The organism is Pseudomonas sp. OG7 (assembly GCF_014192825.1).
GTDB classification, from domain to species: Bacteria; Pseudomonadota; Gammaproteobacteria; order Pseudomonadales; family Pseudomonadaceae; genus Aquipseudomonas; species Aquipseudomonas monteilii.
Genome location: NZ_JACHYK010000001.1, coordinates 939,867 through 954,664 on the forward strand (window position 1 = coordinate 939,867; position 14,798 = coordinate 954,664).

A 14,798-nucleotide genomic window follows, 5' to 3' on the forward strand; every position below is an offset into this window, starting at 1 on the left:
GTGCAGGGCGGCCATGAGCAGCGGCCGCCGGTTACTGGTTGAGGCGTTTGTCGATCAGGCCTTGGACTACGCTGGGGTCGGCCAGGGTAGAGGTGTCACCCAGGTTGTCCAGCTCGTTGCAGGCGATTTTGCGCAGTATACGCCGCATGATCTTGCCTGAGCGTGTCTTGGGCAGAGCCGGGGCCCACTGGATCAGCTCGGGCTTGGCAAAACTGCCGATTTCCTTGCTGACGAGGGCCAGCAGTTCGACCTTCAGCGTGTCGTCTGGCGTCACGCCATTCATAGGCGTGACGAAGGCGTAGACGCCTTGGCCTTTGAGGTCGTGGGGGTATCCGACCACTGCCGCTTCGGCGACGCTGTCATGCAGCACCAGTGCGCTTTCCACTTCGGCGGTGCCGATGCGGTGGCCCGAGACATTGATCACATCGTCGATGCGGCCGGTAATCCAGTAGTCGCCGTCGGCATCGCGGCGGGCACCGTCGCCGGTGAAGTAATAGCCGGGCATGGGCTTGAAGTAGGTATCCACCATGCGCTGGTGGTCGCCATACACGCTGCGAATCTGCCCAGGCCAGCTGGCCTTGATCACCAGCAGGCCGGCGCCGGGGCCTTCGATCAGCTTGCCCTTTTCGTCCAGCAGTACCGGTTGCACGCCGAACATGGGCTGGGTCGCGCAGCCGGGCTTGAGTGACTGGGAGCCGGGAAGCGGGGTAAGCATGATGCCGCCGGTTTCGGTCTGCCACCAGGTGTCGACGATGGGGCAGCGCTTTTGCCCGACTTCCTCGAAATACCATTCCCAGGCTTCGGGGTTGATCGGCTCGCCGACGCTGCCCAGCAGGCGCAAGCTTTTGCGCGAAGTGCTCTGCAGTGGCGCCGAGCCCTCGCGCATCAGTGCGCGCAGGGCGGTCGGGGCGGTGTAGAAGATGTTCACCTGATGCTTGTCCACCACCTGCCAGAAGCGTGAGGTGTCCGGGTAGTTGGGCACGCCTTCGAACATCAGCGAAATCGCGCCATTGGCCAGTGGGCCGTAGACGATGTAGCTGTGGCCGGTGACCCAGCCGACGTCGGCGGTGCACCAGAACACCTCGCCGTCACGGTAGTCGAACACCACCTTGAAGGTCATCGTCGCCTGTAGCAGGTAACCAGCGGTGGTGTGCAGCACGCCCTTGGGTTTGCCGGTGCTGCCAGAGGTGTAGAGGATGAACAGCGGGTCTTCGGCATCCATCGGCTCGGGAGCGCAGTCGTTGCCGGCATTTTCTGTTGCCTCGTGGTACCAAAGGTCACGGCCCTCGACCCAGGCAATATCGCCACCGGTGCGGCGCACCACGAATACGCTGCTGACGGCAGGGCAACTGGCGAGGGCCTTGTCGACGTTCTGTTTCAGCGGGATGCGCTTGCCGCCACGCACACCTTCATCGGCGGTGATCACGGTGCGGCAGTCGGCATCGAGAATACGGTCACGCAGGGCATCGGGGGAGAAACCGCCGAACACCACCGAGTGGATGGCGCCTATGCGGGTGCAGGCCAGCATGGCGAAGGCGGCCTCGGGAATCATCGGCATGTAGATGCATACCCGGTCGCCTTTCTTTACCCCGTGTGCCTTCAGGGCATTGGCCAGGCGGCAGACCTGGCGGTGCAGTTCGCGGTAGGTGATCGCTTTGGCGTCTTTCGGGTCGTCACCTTCCCACAGCAGTGCGGTCTGCTCGCCACGCTGGGACAGGTGGCGATCAATACAGTTGTAGCTGACATTGAGTTGGGCACCGTCGAACCAACGGGCCTTGCCGGTTTGCAGGTCGCATTGCTGCACGCTGGACCAAGGTTTGATCCAGTCCAGGCGCTTGGCCTGTTCGGCCCAGAAGGTATCGGGGTCATCGACCGACTGGCGGTAGAGGCGGCGGTATTCGTCGGGAGTGAGGGCGGCAGACTGGCTGACGGCCAGGGCCTGGGGATACTGCTTGATATCGAACATGGCGGGTGGTCCTGCTCTTGTAAGGGGCGATGGACAGCAACGGCTATTCGATAGGACAGTGTAGCTGGGAGAGGTGTTCAACCTGTGCCGGCCTCTTCGCGGGCTTGCCCGCTCCCACAGGTACTGCACAGTCGTTGAAGGCTGTGTTGTCCCTGTGGGAGCGGGCGAGCCCGCGAAGAGGCCAGCGAAGGAATCAGATCAACCGCGGTGACGGCCGCGGAAGTAGTTGATCAGGCCTTGGGTAGAGCCATCTTCGGCGCTGTCTTCCAGGCTGCCGACCAGGCGCTGGTAAACGCCTTTGCCCAGCTCTTTGCCCAGCTCTACGCCCCACTGGTCGAACGCGTTGATACCCCAAATCATGCTCTGCACGAACACCTTGTGCTCGTACATCGCCACCAGCGCACCCAGGCGGCGAGGGCTGATGCGCTCCACGACCAAGGTGTTGCTCGGGCGGTTGCCCGGGATCACCTTGTGCGGGGCCAGCTTTTCGATGTCCGCTTCGTTCAGGCCTTTGCTGCGCAACTCGGCTTCGGCTTCTTCGCGGGTTTTGCCCAGCATCAGCGCCTGGCTCTGCGACAGGCAGTTGGCGTACAGCCACTGGTGATGGTCGGCCACCGGGTTGAAGCTCACCACCGGCACGATGAAGTCTGCCGGAATCAGCTGGGTGCCCTGGTGCAGCAACTGGTGGTAGGCGTGCTGGCCGTTACAGCCGACGCCGCCCCAGATCACCGGGCCGGTATCAACTTTCACCGGGGTGCCGTCCTGCAGCACGCTCTTGCCGTTGGACTCCATGTCCAGCTGCTGCAGGTGTTTGGTGATGTTACGCAGGTAGTGGTCGTACGGCAGGATCGCATGGCTGTTGGCGCCCCAGAAGTTGCCGTACCACACGCCTAGCAGGGCCAGCAGCACTGGCATGTTCTTGTCGAACGGCGCGGTCTGGAAGTGCTGGTCCATGGTGTAGGCACCCGACAGCAACTCCTTGAAGTTGGCCATGCCGATAGCCAGAGCGATTGGCAGGCCGATGGCCGACCACAGCGAGTAACGCCCGCCTACCCAGTCCCACATCGGGAAGATGTTCTCTTCGCGGATACCAAAGGCCACGGCGGCAGCCTTGTTGCTGGAAACGGCGATGAAGTGGCGGTACAGCTCGGCTTCCGAGCCGCCCTGGGCCAGGTACCAGGTACGCGCGGCCATGGCGTTTTTCAGGGTCTCGAGGGTATTGAACGACTTCGACGAGACAATGAACAGGGTGGTTTCGGCACGCAGGTTGGCCGACAGCTCGTGGAACTCACTGCCGTCGATGTTCGCCAGGTAGTGGCAGCGCACGCCGCGTTGGGCGTACGGCAGCAGTGCTTCGGACACCAGTTCGGGGCCGAGGAACGAGCCGCCGATGCCGATGTTGACCACGTCGGTGATCGGCTTTTCGCTGTAGCCGCGCCACAGGCCGTCGTGGATGCGCCCCACCAGCTCGGTGATCTGGTTGAGCACCTTGTGTACTTCCGGCATGACGTTCACGCCGTTGACGCTGAGCTTGTCGCCCACTGGCCGGCGCAGTGCAGTGTGCAGCACGGGGCGGCCTTCGGAGGCGTTGACGATTTCGCCGCCGAACATCGACTTGATGGCGTCTTGCAGGCCCACTTCGTTGGCCAGGTTGACCAGCAGGTCGCGGCTTTGTTCGGTGATCAGGTTTTTCGAGTAGTCCAGGAACAGGCCGCAGCAGCTCAGGGAGAACTGGTCGAAGCGTTTGGCATCGGCGGCAAAGGCTTCGCGCATGCTGAAACCTTGCATGGCGTCGCGGTGTTGCTGAAGCGCCTGCCAGGCGGGCAGGGCCGTCACATCGTGGGGTGTACGGTAATACGCCATTGCGCGGGGTTCCCTTGGTGCGTGGTGATGCCTTGGACACGGCAGTCATTGCCGGGTTCAGGCTGGCATCATTATAGGCAAAGGCCACGCGCTGGGAATGGGTATGGCAGGGTGATTTTGGGGCTGCAAAGCAGCCCCAGGCTATTACGCGGTCTTGTCTTCGACGTGCAGGTAAAGGTTGTCGATCAACCGGGTGTTACCGAGGTAAGCCGCCGCGATCACAACCAGGTCGCGATCATCGATCATTGCCGGGCGCAGGCTCACGGCATGACGCACTTCCAGGTAGTCCGGGCGGAAACCGGCAGTGCTCAGTTGCGCCTGGCCTTCAGCGACCAGCGCGGCAAAATCCCGTTGGCCACGGCTGATGCCCGCTGCAATGTGCTGCAGTGTGCGGTACAGCGCGGGCGCTGCAATACGCTGCTCGGGCGTGAGGTAACCATTGCGCGACGACAGCGCCAGGCCATCTTCAGCACGCACGGTGGGCTCGCCGATGATCTGGACCGGCATGTTCAGGTCGCGCACCATGGCACGGATCACTGCCAGTTGCTGAAAGTCCTTTTCACCGAATACGGCAAGGTCCGGCTGGACCATGTTGAACAGCTTGTTGACCACGGTGGCCACGCCTTCGAAATGCCCAGGCCGGCTGGCGCCGCAGAGGCCTTCGGAAAGCTGCGGTACGCTGACTCGGGTTTGCACGCTCATGCCGTCGGGGTACATCTCTTCCACGGTGGGCGCGAACAGCAGGTTGCAGCCGGCTTGCAGCAGGCGTTCCTGGTCGGCGGCCAGGGTGCGCGGGTATTTGTCCAGGTCTTCGTTGGCGCCGAACTGCAGCGGGTTGACGAAGATGCTGGCCACCACAAAGTCGGCGCGCTGTGCAGCTTTGGTCACCAAGGCTGCGTGGCCGCTGTGCAGGTTGCCCATGGTCGGCACGAAGCCGATGCGTTTGCCTTCACCGCGGGCGCGGGCAACGGCTGCACGCAGTTCACGGACGGTTTTGACTGTATTCATGCACTGAACCCGTGTTCGCTACCTGGGAAGCTGACTTGCTTGACGGCCTCGACATAGGCGACAAGGGCACCTTGAATGTCTGGCTGGCCTTCCATGAAGTTCTTCACGAACTTCGGTACCCGGCCGCTCAGTGACAGGCCGAGCATGTCGTGCAGCACCAGCACCTGGCCATCGGTGGCGCTGCCGGCGCCGATGCCGATTACCGGGATGCCCACGGCATTGGTGATTTCTGCCGCCAGTTCGCTGGGTACACATTCAAGCAGCAGCATGGCGGCACCGGCCTGCTCCAGGGCGATGGCGTCGGCACGCATCTGCCGGGCCTGGGCCTCCTGGCGGCCCTGGACCTTGTAGCCGCCCAGCACATTGACGGTCTGCGGGGTCAGGCCCATGTGTGCGCACACCGGCACGCCACGCTCGGCCAGCAGGCGGATGGTTTCTGCCAGCCAGGCAGCGCCTTCGATCTTGATCATGTGGGCGCCGGCTTGCATCAGCGTGGCGCTGTTGGCGAAGGCCAGCTCCGGGGTGGCATGTGCCATGAACGGCAGGTCGGCAAGGATCAGGGCGCCGTCATTACCGCGTTTGACGCAGGCGGTGTGGTAGGCCATGTCTGCTGTGGTGACCGGCAAGGTGCTGTCGTGGCCCTGCAGGACCATCCCCAGCGAGTCGCCCACCAGCAACACTTCGACACCGGCCTGGCTGGCGGCCTTGGCGAAGGTCGCGTCGTAGCAGGTCAGCATGGTGATTTTTTCACCCTTGGCCTTGAGGCCATTGAGGGTGGTGAGGGTTACTTCAGGCATGTAGGAAATTCCTCGTTCAGGCGCTGTAAAAAACGACTGCATTCAACGCGTGTAGTCATCTTCCGGAGCGGCACATCATCGCGCGTGATGTTCGGGCACAGGTCCGTCCGGGCCTAAATACGGGTATGCGGCACTTTGGTGTCACACGGGACGCCTATAGTCGTGAGCGAGGTGGGGGAAGTCAATCACCCTGTTACCGCATTGTTACGATCAGGGTGTTACTGGCGTTACCGCGGTGGCGTGCCAGGCTGGAACGCCCGGTTTACAAGCGTTCCAGGCCGACGAACGGACAGTCGTCGAGTAACTGTGCGAGGGCGCGGCCATCGGCCAGGCGGAAATCGCCCGGTACCAGTTCGGCCAGCGGGTACAGCACGAAGGGGCGGGCGTGCATGTGGTAGTGCGGCACTTTCAGGCGTGGTTCGTCGAGTACCTGATCACCGAACAGCAGGATGTCCAGGTCCAGCGTGCGCGGGCCCCAGCGTTCCTTGCGTACGCGGCCCTGGTCGTTCTCGATGGCCTGCAGCGCATCGAGCAGGGCCAGGGGCGGCAGAGCGGTGTCCAGGGCAGCAACTGCGTTGGTGTAGCGCGGTTGGCCGGGCAGCAACGAGTCGCTGGTGTACAGGGCCGAGGCCGCTACCAGGCGCGTTCCGTCCACCTGGTCAAGCGCCTGCAAGGCGCTGCGCAGTTGCTCGGCAGGTGCGTCCAGGTTGCTGCCCAGACCGACGTAGGCGCGGGTCTTCACTCGAACGCCTCGTCGCCACCGCGTTTGCGCTTGCTGCCGCTGCGCTTGCGTTTGCGCGGGCCGGTACCGGTGCCTTCGTCACGGCTGCCCAGCTCGCGGATCATCTCGCGGCGCTCGCTGTCGTTGGCATCCTGGTAATCGGTCCACCACTGGCCGAGGTCGTCGGTTTCTTCGCCTGCGCTTTCACGCAGCAGCAGGAAGTCGTAACCGGCGCGGAAGCGCGGGTTGTCCAGCAGCATGTCGGCACGCTTGCCACTGCGACGTGGCAGGCGCTCCTGCATGTCCCAGATCTCGCGGATCGGCAGGGTGAAGCGCTTGGGGATGGCGATGCGTGCGCATTGCTCGGCGATCAGGTCGTGAGCGGCACCGTTCATGGCCGGGATCGGCGGTACACCCTGGTTCTGCAGGTGCAGCACGCGGGACGGCAAGGCTGGCCACAGCAGTGCAGCGAACAGGAACGCCGGCGTGACCGGCTTGCCTTGCTTCACGCGCAGGTCGGTGTTGTTCAGTGCCTGGCTGATCAGCGTGTGGGTGTAGGTCGGGCGCTCGTCCAGGGCGTGGGCACTGGCCGGGAACAGCGGCTCGAACAGCTGCAGGTCGACCAGCATTTCGAAAGCGATGGCGCCTTGGCCGGAAAGGAACAGCTTGAGGCTTTCCTCGAACAGGCGCGCTGGCGGGATCTCGCGCAGCAACGGGGCCAGTTCGCGAATCGGCTGGACCGTGTGCTTTTCGATGCCAAAGTCGAGCTTGGCGGCAAAACGCACCGCGCGCAGCATGCGCACCGGGTCTTCCTGGTAGCGGTGGGTCGGGTCACCGATCAGCCGCAGCAGGCGGTTGCGCACGTCGTGCACACCGTTGGCGTAATCGAGAATGCGCTCGCTGACCGGGTCGTAGTACAGGGCGTTGATGGTGAAGTCGCGGCGTTGCGCGTCTTCTTCCAGGGAGCCGTACACGTTGTCACGCAGGATGCGGCCACTGGCATTGTGCGACGAACGGTGGCTGTCGCCCTGATCGTCTTCCGAGTGAGGGGCGCGGAAGGTGGCGACTTCGATGATCTCACGGCCGAAATGCACGTGGACCAGCTTGAAGCGGCGACCAATGATGCGCGCGTTGCGGAACTCGGCACGGACCTGTTCGGGAGTGGCACTGGTGGCGACGTCGAAGTCTTTCGGCGTGATGCCCAGCATCAGGTCGCGGACACAACCACCGACCAGGTAAGCCTGGTAGCCGGCGCTTTGCAGGCGTTCCACGATGTTCACCGCATGGCGGCTGAACTGGTGGCGCTGCAGCGAGTGCTGGCTTTTGTTGATCACCTCAGGCGTGGTGCGCCTGTGGTGCTGGCCCGGTACGGGCGGGCGGAACGACTGGAACAGCTTCTTCAGCATGGGATGCACTGTTTGAAGGAATGTTCGGCCAAGAATAGGAGAATGGCCGCATGATGGGCGGGGATTCTAGCATTTACTCAGGGAATGGTGTAGGCGGGTAGCAGGATGCCTGCCAGAAGGGTAGAAACGACAAGGGGAGCCTAAGCTCCCCAAGAAGTCGTTGCGTGCTCTTATTGTTTTTTTGCTGGGCTTCTTGTTTTTGTTGAGTGCCCTGTCCACAAATCTCGAAGCTTGTGGACGACCCCCAATCCAGGGGTTAAGAGCAAACGGATTGCTTTGGCCGCTGATGTCACGTTGATCTGTCGATCCAACCAGTTCAGGCGCTGCTTTTTAGTGCAGTTTTTGTTGTTCTCTGCCTGGTTGTGGGGCAAGCCCCAAACACGCATCCTCTCCAAAAGAATCAGTTAGCTGCGCCTCCGCCGTCTTGTTTTTATTGTGCGTGAGCCGTTTCGTCTTGTTCTTATTCTGAGTTGCAGTGCTTGTTATTGTTTTTGTACTAAGCATATAGCAGGTGCCGTGCCAACTTTTGCAAACCCAATAAAATCAAGGGTTTGGGGCGTTCAAGCGATTTTCGAGGGGCTGAAAATGTCGGGATTTCGTTACCGTACGCCTCGGGAACTGTTACGACGGAAAGGTTGGGTAACAGATTTTTGCGGGGACTGATGTGTTACCTGGGGTGTGGTGGCTAGCTATGCTGGCCCTTTCGCGGGCTTGCCCGCTCCCACAGGATCACCACGGGCTGCCAGGTTGTGCGGTCCCTGTGGGAGCGGGCGAGCCCGCGAATAGGCCGGTGAGGCTGGTAGAGAAGGGGCAGGAGGAACCTCCCGCCCAGGCAGGTCAGTTATCGCTGGTAACGTTGCTCTTGCGCCGCGGGATGCCCAGGCGCTGACGGCGTTCCCAAAGGCACTTGCGGCTGACGCCAAGCTTGCGTGCCAGCTCGGTCTCGGTCATGTGGTCCTGGTGTTCGAGCACGAAGTGCTGGAAGTAGTCTTCCAGCGACAGGTCTTCGGTCGGCTCGTGGCTGGCATTGGCAGCACTGGCTGCAACCAAAGCGTTGTTGAGGATTTCGTCCTCCTCCAGGTCGCCCAGTTCAATGTCGATGCCCAGCAGGTCGGCCGAAATTTCTGCGCTCTCGCTAAGAATCACCGCACGCTCCACGGCGTTTTCCAACTCACGCACGTTACCCGGCCAGCTGTAATGACGAATGGCTTGCTCGGCTTCAGCCGAGAAGTGCAGGTCGTCGCGACCGATACGCGCGCGTTGGCGGGCGAGGAAGGCGCTGGCGATCTCGTTCACGTCACTGCCGCGCTCGCGCAGGGCAGGCAGTTTCAGGGCGATGACGTGCAGGCGATAGTAAAGGTCTTCGCGGAACTGGCCGGCCTTGGCCAGGTTCTTCAGGTCGCGGTGGGTCGCGGCTATCAGGCGCACATCGACCTTTTGCGACTGCACCGAACCCACCCGGCGAATCTCGCCTTCCTGCAGTACACGCAGCAGACGGGCCTGGGCTTCCAGTGGCAGTTCACCGATTTCGTCAAGGAACAGCGTGCCACCGTCGGCGGCCTCTACCAGGCCCGCACGCCCGGCGCTGGCACCGGTGAATGCGCCTTTCTCGTGGCCGAACAGTTCGGACTCGATCAAGGTCTCGGGGATGGCTGCGCAGTTCACCGAGATCATCGGTGCCTTGGCCCGGCGTGACAGGTTGTGCAGGGCGCGGGCCACCAGCTCTTTACCGGTACCCGACTCACCCTGGATCAGCACATTGGAGTCGGTGGGTGCAACCTTGCGGATCTTGCTGTACATGTCCTGCATGGGCGGGCATGAACCGATGATGCCGATTTCGCCATTGGCCGCAGCCGTGCTGCCTTTGTCGGCCGGGGCGGCCTTGCCATTGGTGGCGCGTGGCTCGGCAGCCGGTGCGGCGGCCGGAGCGTTCTGCCGGTCGCGCAGGATGCGTGCCACGGCCTGCAGCATCTCGTCGTGGTCAAAGGGCTTGGCGATGTAGTCCACCGCGCCCATTTTCATCGAGTCCACCGCCGAGCGCAGGCTGGCGTAGCTGGTCATGATCAGCACCGGGGTACCTTGGCCGAGCTTGATCAGCTCGGTGCCGGGCGCACCTGGCAGGCGCAGGTCGCTGACGATGAGGTCGAAGGTGGCAATGCTGAAGCGTTCCTGGGCTTCCTGCACCGAGCCGGCTTCGCTGACCTGGTACTGGTTCCGCTCGAGCAGGCGACGCAAGGCCGAGCGGATGATGGTTTCGTCTTCGACGATCAGAATGTGCGGCATTGATTCAATTCTCTCGACGGTCTCGAATTTCAGGGGACGTCGCTACGACATGCCGGGGCAGGGTCACGCGGATCCGGGTGCCACGTTGCCGTTCGATATCGGCCGGGCTGTCGATGGTGATTTGCCCATAATGCTCTTCCACGATGGAATAGACCAGAGCGAGCCCCAGTCCGGTTCCTTCGCCCGGGTCCTTGGTGGTGAAGAAGGGTTCGAACAGGCGGTCCATGATGCTCTTCGGTATCCCGCTGCCCTCATCCTCGACGATCAGGTCGACGGTGTGCTCGCTCACTTCGCTGCGCACGCGCACGGCGCTGCCGGGCTTTGATGCGTCGCGGGCGTTGGAGAGCAGGTTGATCAGCACCTGAGCCAGGCGCTGCGGGTCCCCTTCGGCCCAGTGGTCCGGGTCGCAGAGGTTGAAGAACTGTACTTCGAAATTGCGCCGGTTCAACGCCAGCAGACCGATGGCGTCCTGCGCCACTTCGGCCAGGCACACCGGCTCTTCGCTGTTCTGGTGGCTGCCGCCGGCATGGGCGAAGCTCATCAGCGACTGGACGATGCGTGAGACGCGCTTGGTCTGGTCGAGGATCTGGCTGGACAGCTCGATGATTTCGCCATCACCTTCACGTTCCTCACGAAGGTTTTGCGCCAGGCAGGCGATGCCGGTAATCGGGTTGCCGATTTCGTGGGCTACGCCAGCGGCCAGGCGGCCGATGCTGGCCAGGCGCTCGGAATGCACCAGCTTGTCTTCCAGTGCCTGGGTTTCGGTCAAGTCTTCCACCAGCAGCACCAGGCCGCTGTTTCCGGGTGCCAGCGGCTCGTCGATGGCGGCCTTGTGCAGGTTCAGCCAGCGCGGCTGGCCGTCCAGCGCCAGGCGCTGCTTGTGCAGGTGCTCGTCGGGCACGTTGATGAAGCCTTGCAGCAGGCCGCGCCAAGGCTCGTCGATGGTGACCAGACGCGAGCCGACCACATGCTTGGCCGCGATGCCGGTGAGCTCCTCCATGGCCTTGTTCCACATCAGGATTTCCTGGTCCTTGGCCAGCGAGCAGACGCCCATGGGCAGCTCCTGCAGGGTCTGGCGGTGGTAACGGCGCAGGGCATCGAGCTCTGCGGCAAGGCCGGTCAGGCGCGAGTGGTAGTCTTCCAGGCGGCTTTCGATGAAATGGATGTCTTCGGTCACGTAGTTTTCGTTACCGGACTTGTACGGCAGGAAGGTCTCGACCATGTCCTGGGCCACGCTCGGTCCCATCAACCCGGACAGGTTGGCTTCGATGCGGTCTCGCAGGCGACGCAGGGCATAGGGGCGGCGCTCGTCGAACGGCAGGTAGAGGTCGCGCAGGGCCTGCTCCACTTCCTTTTGTGCGGCCTTGGCGCCCAGCGGTTTGGCCAGCTGGGTGGCGAACTCCTGGGGCGAGGCAGCGTGCAGCTCGCGGCGCTGCGGACGGCGCACGTTGTCCACCGCGCAGGCTTCGGCCGCGCTGACTTCTTCGTTGCTGGCGTTGGTGAACAGCGAGATCAGGGTAAACAGCAGCACGTTGGCCGCCAGCGAGGCAATGGCCGCCATGTGCCAGCTGGTGTCGTCCAGCACATAGATCATGTCCAGCAGCGGGATGTAGAAGCCCTGCAGGTTGCCCAGCAGCGGCAGCAGCATGGTCACCATCCACACCAGGGTGCCGGCCAGGAGCCCGGCGATGAAGCCGCGGCGGTTGGCGGTGGGCCAGTACAGCACCGACAGCACCCCGGGCAGGAACTGCAGGGTGGCGACGAAGGCGACGATGCCCAGATTGGCCAGGCTCTGGTGGTTGTTCTGGGTCAGGTAGAACATGAAGCCGGCAGTGATGATGGCAACGATCAGCGCGCGGCGGGTCCACTTCAGCCAGCGGTAGATGTTGCCCTCGGCCGGGGGTTGATACAGCGGCAACACCAGGTGGTTGAGGGCCATGCCCGACAGCGCCAGGGTGGTAACGATGATCAGGCCGCTGGCGGCCGACAAGCCGCCGACGTAGGCCAACAGTGCCAGTGCCTCGTTGTTGGCGGCAATACCCAGGCCCAGGGTGAAGTACTCTGGGTTGGTACTGGCGCCCAGGCGCAGGCCGGCCCACAGCACCAGCGGCACGGCCAGGCTCATCAGCAGCAGGAACAGCGGCAGGCCCCAGCTGGCGCTGACCAGCGAGCGGGGGTTGAGGTTTTCGGTGAAGGCCATGTGGTACATGTGCGGCATGACGATGGCCGAGGCGAAGAACACCAGCAGCAGGGTGCGCCATGGCCCTTCCTGCAGCGGGGTGTGCAGGGCGGCCAGGGCGGTCTGGTTCTGCAGCAGCCAGACTTCCAGTTCGTGCGGGCCGCCAAATACGCCATAAAGGGCGTAGAGGCCGATGCCGCCCAGGGCCAGCAGCTTGATCACCGATTCGAAGGCGATGGCGAACACCAGCCCTTCGTGTTTCTCGCGCGTGGCGATGTGCCGCGAACCGAAGAAGATGGTGAACAGGATGATCAGCGTACAGAAGGCGAATGCCACCCTTGCCTTGACCGGCTCACCGGTGAGGATGCTGATCGAGTCGGCCACCGCCTGGATTTGCAGCGCCAGCAAAGGCAACACGCCAATCAGCATGATGATGGTGGTCAGCGCCCCCGCCCAGGTACTGCGGAAGCGGAATGCCAGCAGGTCGGCCAGTGATGACAGCTGGTAGGTGCGGGTGATCTTGAGGATCGGGTATAGCAGCACCGGTGCCAGCAGGAACGCGCCGGACACGCCCAGGTAACAGGCGAGGAAGCCGTAGCCGTACTGGTAGGCCAGGCCGACTGAGCCATAGAAGGCCCAGGCACTGGCGTATACGCCCAGCGACAGGGTGTAGGTAAGCGGGTGGCGAATGATCGAGCGCGGGATGACCCCCCGCTCGCTGATCCAGGCCACGCCAAACAGCACCATGAGGTACCCGGCGCTGATCAGGATCATCTGGGTCAGGCTAAAGCTCATCGGCATCTCGTTGGCTCTGCAGGATGAAGGTGACGACGATCAGGATCAGCCAGAGCAGGTAAGGGCGGTACCAGGCACCGGTCGGTTCGATCCACCAGTCCATGATGGCCGGGGAGAACAGGTAGATCCCCACGACCAGAAGCAGGACCAAACGATAGATGTACATGCTGGCCTCGATGGTTGGGCGCTGCGGGCTTGGACTTATTATTGGCGCAAATGGCGGGGGGGATGCTAGCGGGAATCCACGGTGTTCGCCAAGGGTTTGAATTTGTTGGGCTTTTGATGCTCGGTGTGATGCCCCTTTTTCAGCTTTTTGCGATCCCTGTAGGAGCGCATTGCCAGTCAGGTATGGGGCTCAGCGCAAATCAGCCTCTGGCACCGTTGTCCGCTGCGCAATCGCCTCTGGCCGCCACTGCTTGCGCGCCACCGCCAGCACTTCAGCCGGTGTTGCCAGCAGTAACTCAAGGTCTGCTTCTTGCCCCAGCGCCCGCAAGGCCCGGAGCAACAACGGCGTAGCATGCTCCGCCTGCAACGGCGGCGAGCGGTACGACTTGCCCAGCTTGTGCCCGTCCGGCTGTACGATCAGTGGAATATGCAGGTAGCGCGGCTGCGAAAAGCCCAGCAGCTCTTGCAGGTACAGCTGGCGCGGGGTGTTGTCGAGCAGGTCGGCGCCACGCACGATATCGGTAACACCCTGCCAGGCATCGTCCAGCACCACTGCCAGCTGGTAAGCATACAGCCCGTCACGGCGCTGGATGACAAAGTCGCCCACCTCACGCCCCAGGTGTTGCTGGTACTCACCCTGCACCCGGTCGGTAAAGCGGTAGATCAGCTCGGGCACGCGCAAGCGGATTGCTGCGCCTTCACGGGCATGCCCGGCGTTGCGGCACAGGCCCGGGTAAATCCCGTTGTAACCCTCCAGTTGCTTGCGCGAACACGTGCAGGCATAAGCCAGGCCCATGTTGAACAGGCGGTCGACCACCGCCGCGTAGGCGTCGTGGCGCTGGCTCTGGAACACAACCTCGTCATCCCATTCCAGGCCGTAACGTTCGAGGGTTTGCAGGATGGCATCGCGGGCGCCGGGCATTTCGCGGGGTGGGTCGGTGTCTTCCATGCGCAGCAGCCAGCGGCCGTTGACGGCGCGGGCATCGAGCCAGGAGGCGAGGGCGGCGACCAGCGAGCCGAAGTGCAGGAAGCCGCTGGGGGTAGGGGCAAAGCGCCCGATGTAGCTGGAGTCGGTCATGGTCTGGCTGGGCATATAAATGAAACGGGGCGCATCGAGCGCCCCGTTCAGGTGGAAGAAAGATCAGCCTTTGCCGACCGTTTTTTCCTTTTTCTCGGCGATTTCCTTGCAGTCGAAGCACAGGTCCGCGGTCGGACGGGCTTCCAGGCGGCGCAGGCCGATTTCGATACCGCACGACTCACACCAGCCGTATTCATCGGCCTTGATCTTGTCGAGGGTCTTGTCGATTTTCTTGATCAGCTTGCGCTCGCGGTCGCGGTTGCGCAGCTCCAGGGCGAATTCTTCTTCCTGGCTGGCGCGGTCGGCCGGGTCGGGGAAGTTGGCTGCTTCGTCCTTCATGTGGTCCACAGTACGGTCCACACTGGTCATCAGCTCTTGCTTCCAGGCGCCGAGAAGCTTGGTGAAGTGCTTTTTCATGGGCTCGCCCATGTACTCTTCACCCTTGGTTTCTACGTATGGCTCGACACCGTACATGGTCTGGGCTTTTTGCTTTTCTACGGTGGACATGAATAGACCGCCTCTCACTCATCTGATCCA

11 protein-coding genes are annotated in these 14,798 nt (G+C 62.8%); all 11 read right to left on the reverse strand.

Annotated elements, in window-relative coordinates:
- Nucleotides 1-31: 31 nt before the first annotated feature.
- The 11 genes from acs to dksA all read right to left on the reverse strand — a co-directional run bounded on the left by acs (nucleotide 32) and on the right by dksA (nucleotide 14,768).
- Nucleotides 32-1,966, reverse strand: a complete 1,935-nt coding sequence (gene acs, locus FHW75_RS04335; protein ID WP_025754260.1) for an acetate--CoA ligase — start codon at nucleotides 1,964-1,966, stop codon at nucleotides 32-34.
- Between the two features lie 198 nt (nucleotides 1,967-2,164).
- Entirely contained in the window at nucleotides 2,165-3,829 is a 1,665-nt protein-coding gene (gene pgi / locus FHW75_RS04340; protein WP_183673191.1) for a glucose-6-phosphate isomerase, read from the reverse strand.
- A 144-nt stretch (nucleotides 3,830-3,973) separates the two neighbouring features.
- Nucleotides 3,974-4,837: a pantoate--beta-alanine ligase gene (panC, locus tag FHW75_RS04345; protein ID WP_016712074.1), complete on the reverse strand. Its 864-nt coding sequence runs from the start codon at nucleotides 4,835-4,837 to the stop codon at nucleotides 3,974-3,976.
- Nucleotides 4,834-5,634 carry a 3-methyl-2-oxobutanoate hydroxymethyltransferase gene (gene panB / locus FHW75_RS04350; RefSeq protein ID WP_019098148.1) on the reverse strand — a complete coding sequence of 267 codons (801 nt, stop codon included), beginning with the start codon at nucleotides 5,632-5,634 and terminating at the stop codon, nucleotides 4,834-4,836. Before panB ends, panC begins: the two co-directional genes overlap by 4 nt.
- A 262-nt stretch (nucleotides 5,635-5,896) precedes the next feature.
- Complete coding sequence (folK, locus tag FHW75_RS04355; RefSeq protein ID WP_016712072.1) at nucleotides 5,897-6,376, reverse strand: 2-amino-4-hydroxy-6-hydroxymethyldihydropteridine diphosphokinase; 480 nt, start codon at nucleotides 6,374-6,376, stop codon at nucleotides 5,897-5,899.
- A complete protein-coding gene (locus FHW75_RS04360; protein WP_027610104.1) occupies nucleotides 6,373-7,761 on the reverse strand; it encodes a polynucleotide adenylyltransferase PcnB in 1,389 nt (462 codons plus the stop codon). The genes folK and FHW75_RS04360 overlap by 4 nt, the downstream gene beginning before the upstream one ends.
- A gap of 837 nt (nucleotides 7,762-8,598) precedes the next feature.
- Complete coding sequence (locus FHW75_RS04365; protein ID WP_019098146.1) at nucleotides 8,599-10,044, reverse strand: sigma-54 dependent transcriptional regulator; 1,446 nt, start codon at nucleotides 10,042-10,044, stop codon at nucleotides 8,599-8,601.
- 4 nt (nucleotides 10,045-10,048) lie between these two features.
- On the reverse strand, nucleotides 10,049-13,024 hold the full coding sequence (locus FHW75_RS04370) for a sensor histidine kinase (protein ID WP_019098145.1): 2,976 nt from the start codon (nucleotides 13,022-13,024) through the stop codon (nucleotides 10,049-10,051).
- Nucleotides 13,008-13,184: a hypothetical protein gene (locus FHW75_RS04375; protein WP_003250005.1), complete on the reverse strand. Its 177-nt coding sequence runs from the start codon at nucleotides 13,182-13,184 to the stop codon at nucleotides 13,008-13,010. Before FHW75_RS04375 ends, FHW75_RS04370 begins: the two co-directional genes overlap by 17 nt.
- Nucleotides 13,185-13,373: 189 nt before the next feature.
- Nucleotides 13,374-14,261, reverse strand: a complete 888-nt coding sequence (gene gluQRS, locus FHW75_RS04380) for a tRNA glutamyl-Q(34) synthetase GluQRS (RefSeq protein ID WP_183673209.1) — start codon at nucleotides 14,259-14,261, stop codon at nucleotides 13,374-13,376.
- 63 nt (nucleotides 14,262-14,324) lie between these two features.
- Nucleotides 14,325-14,768: an RNA polymerase-binding protein DksA gene (gene dksA, locus FHW75_RS04385; protein WP_012274224.1), complete on the reverse strand. Its 444-nt coding sequence runs from the start codon at nucleotides 14,766-14,768 to the stop codon at nucleotides 14,325-14,327.
- Between the last annotated feature and the right edge of the window lie 30 nt (nucleotides 14,769-14,798).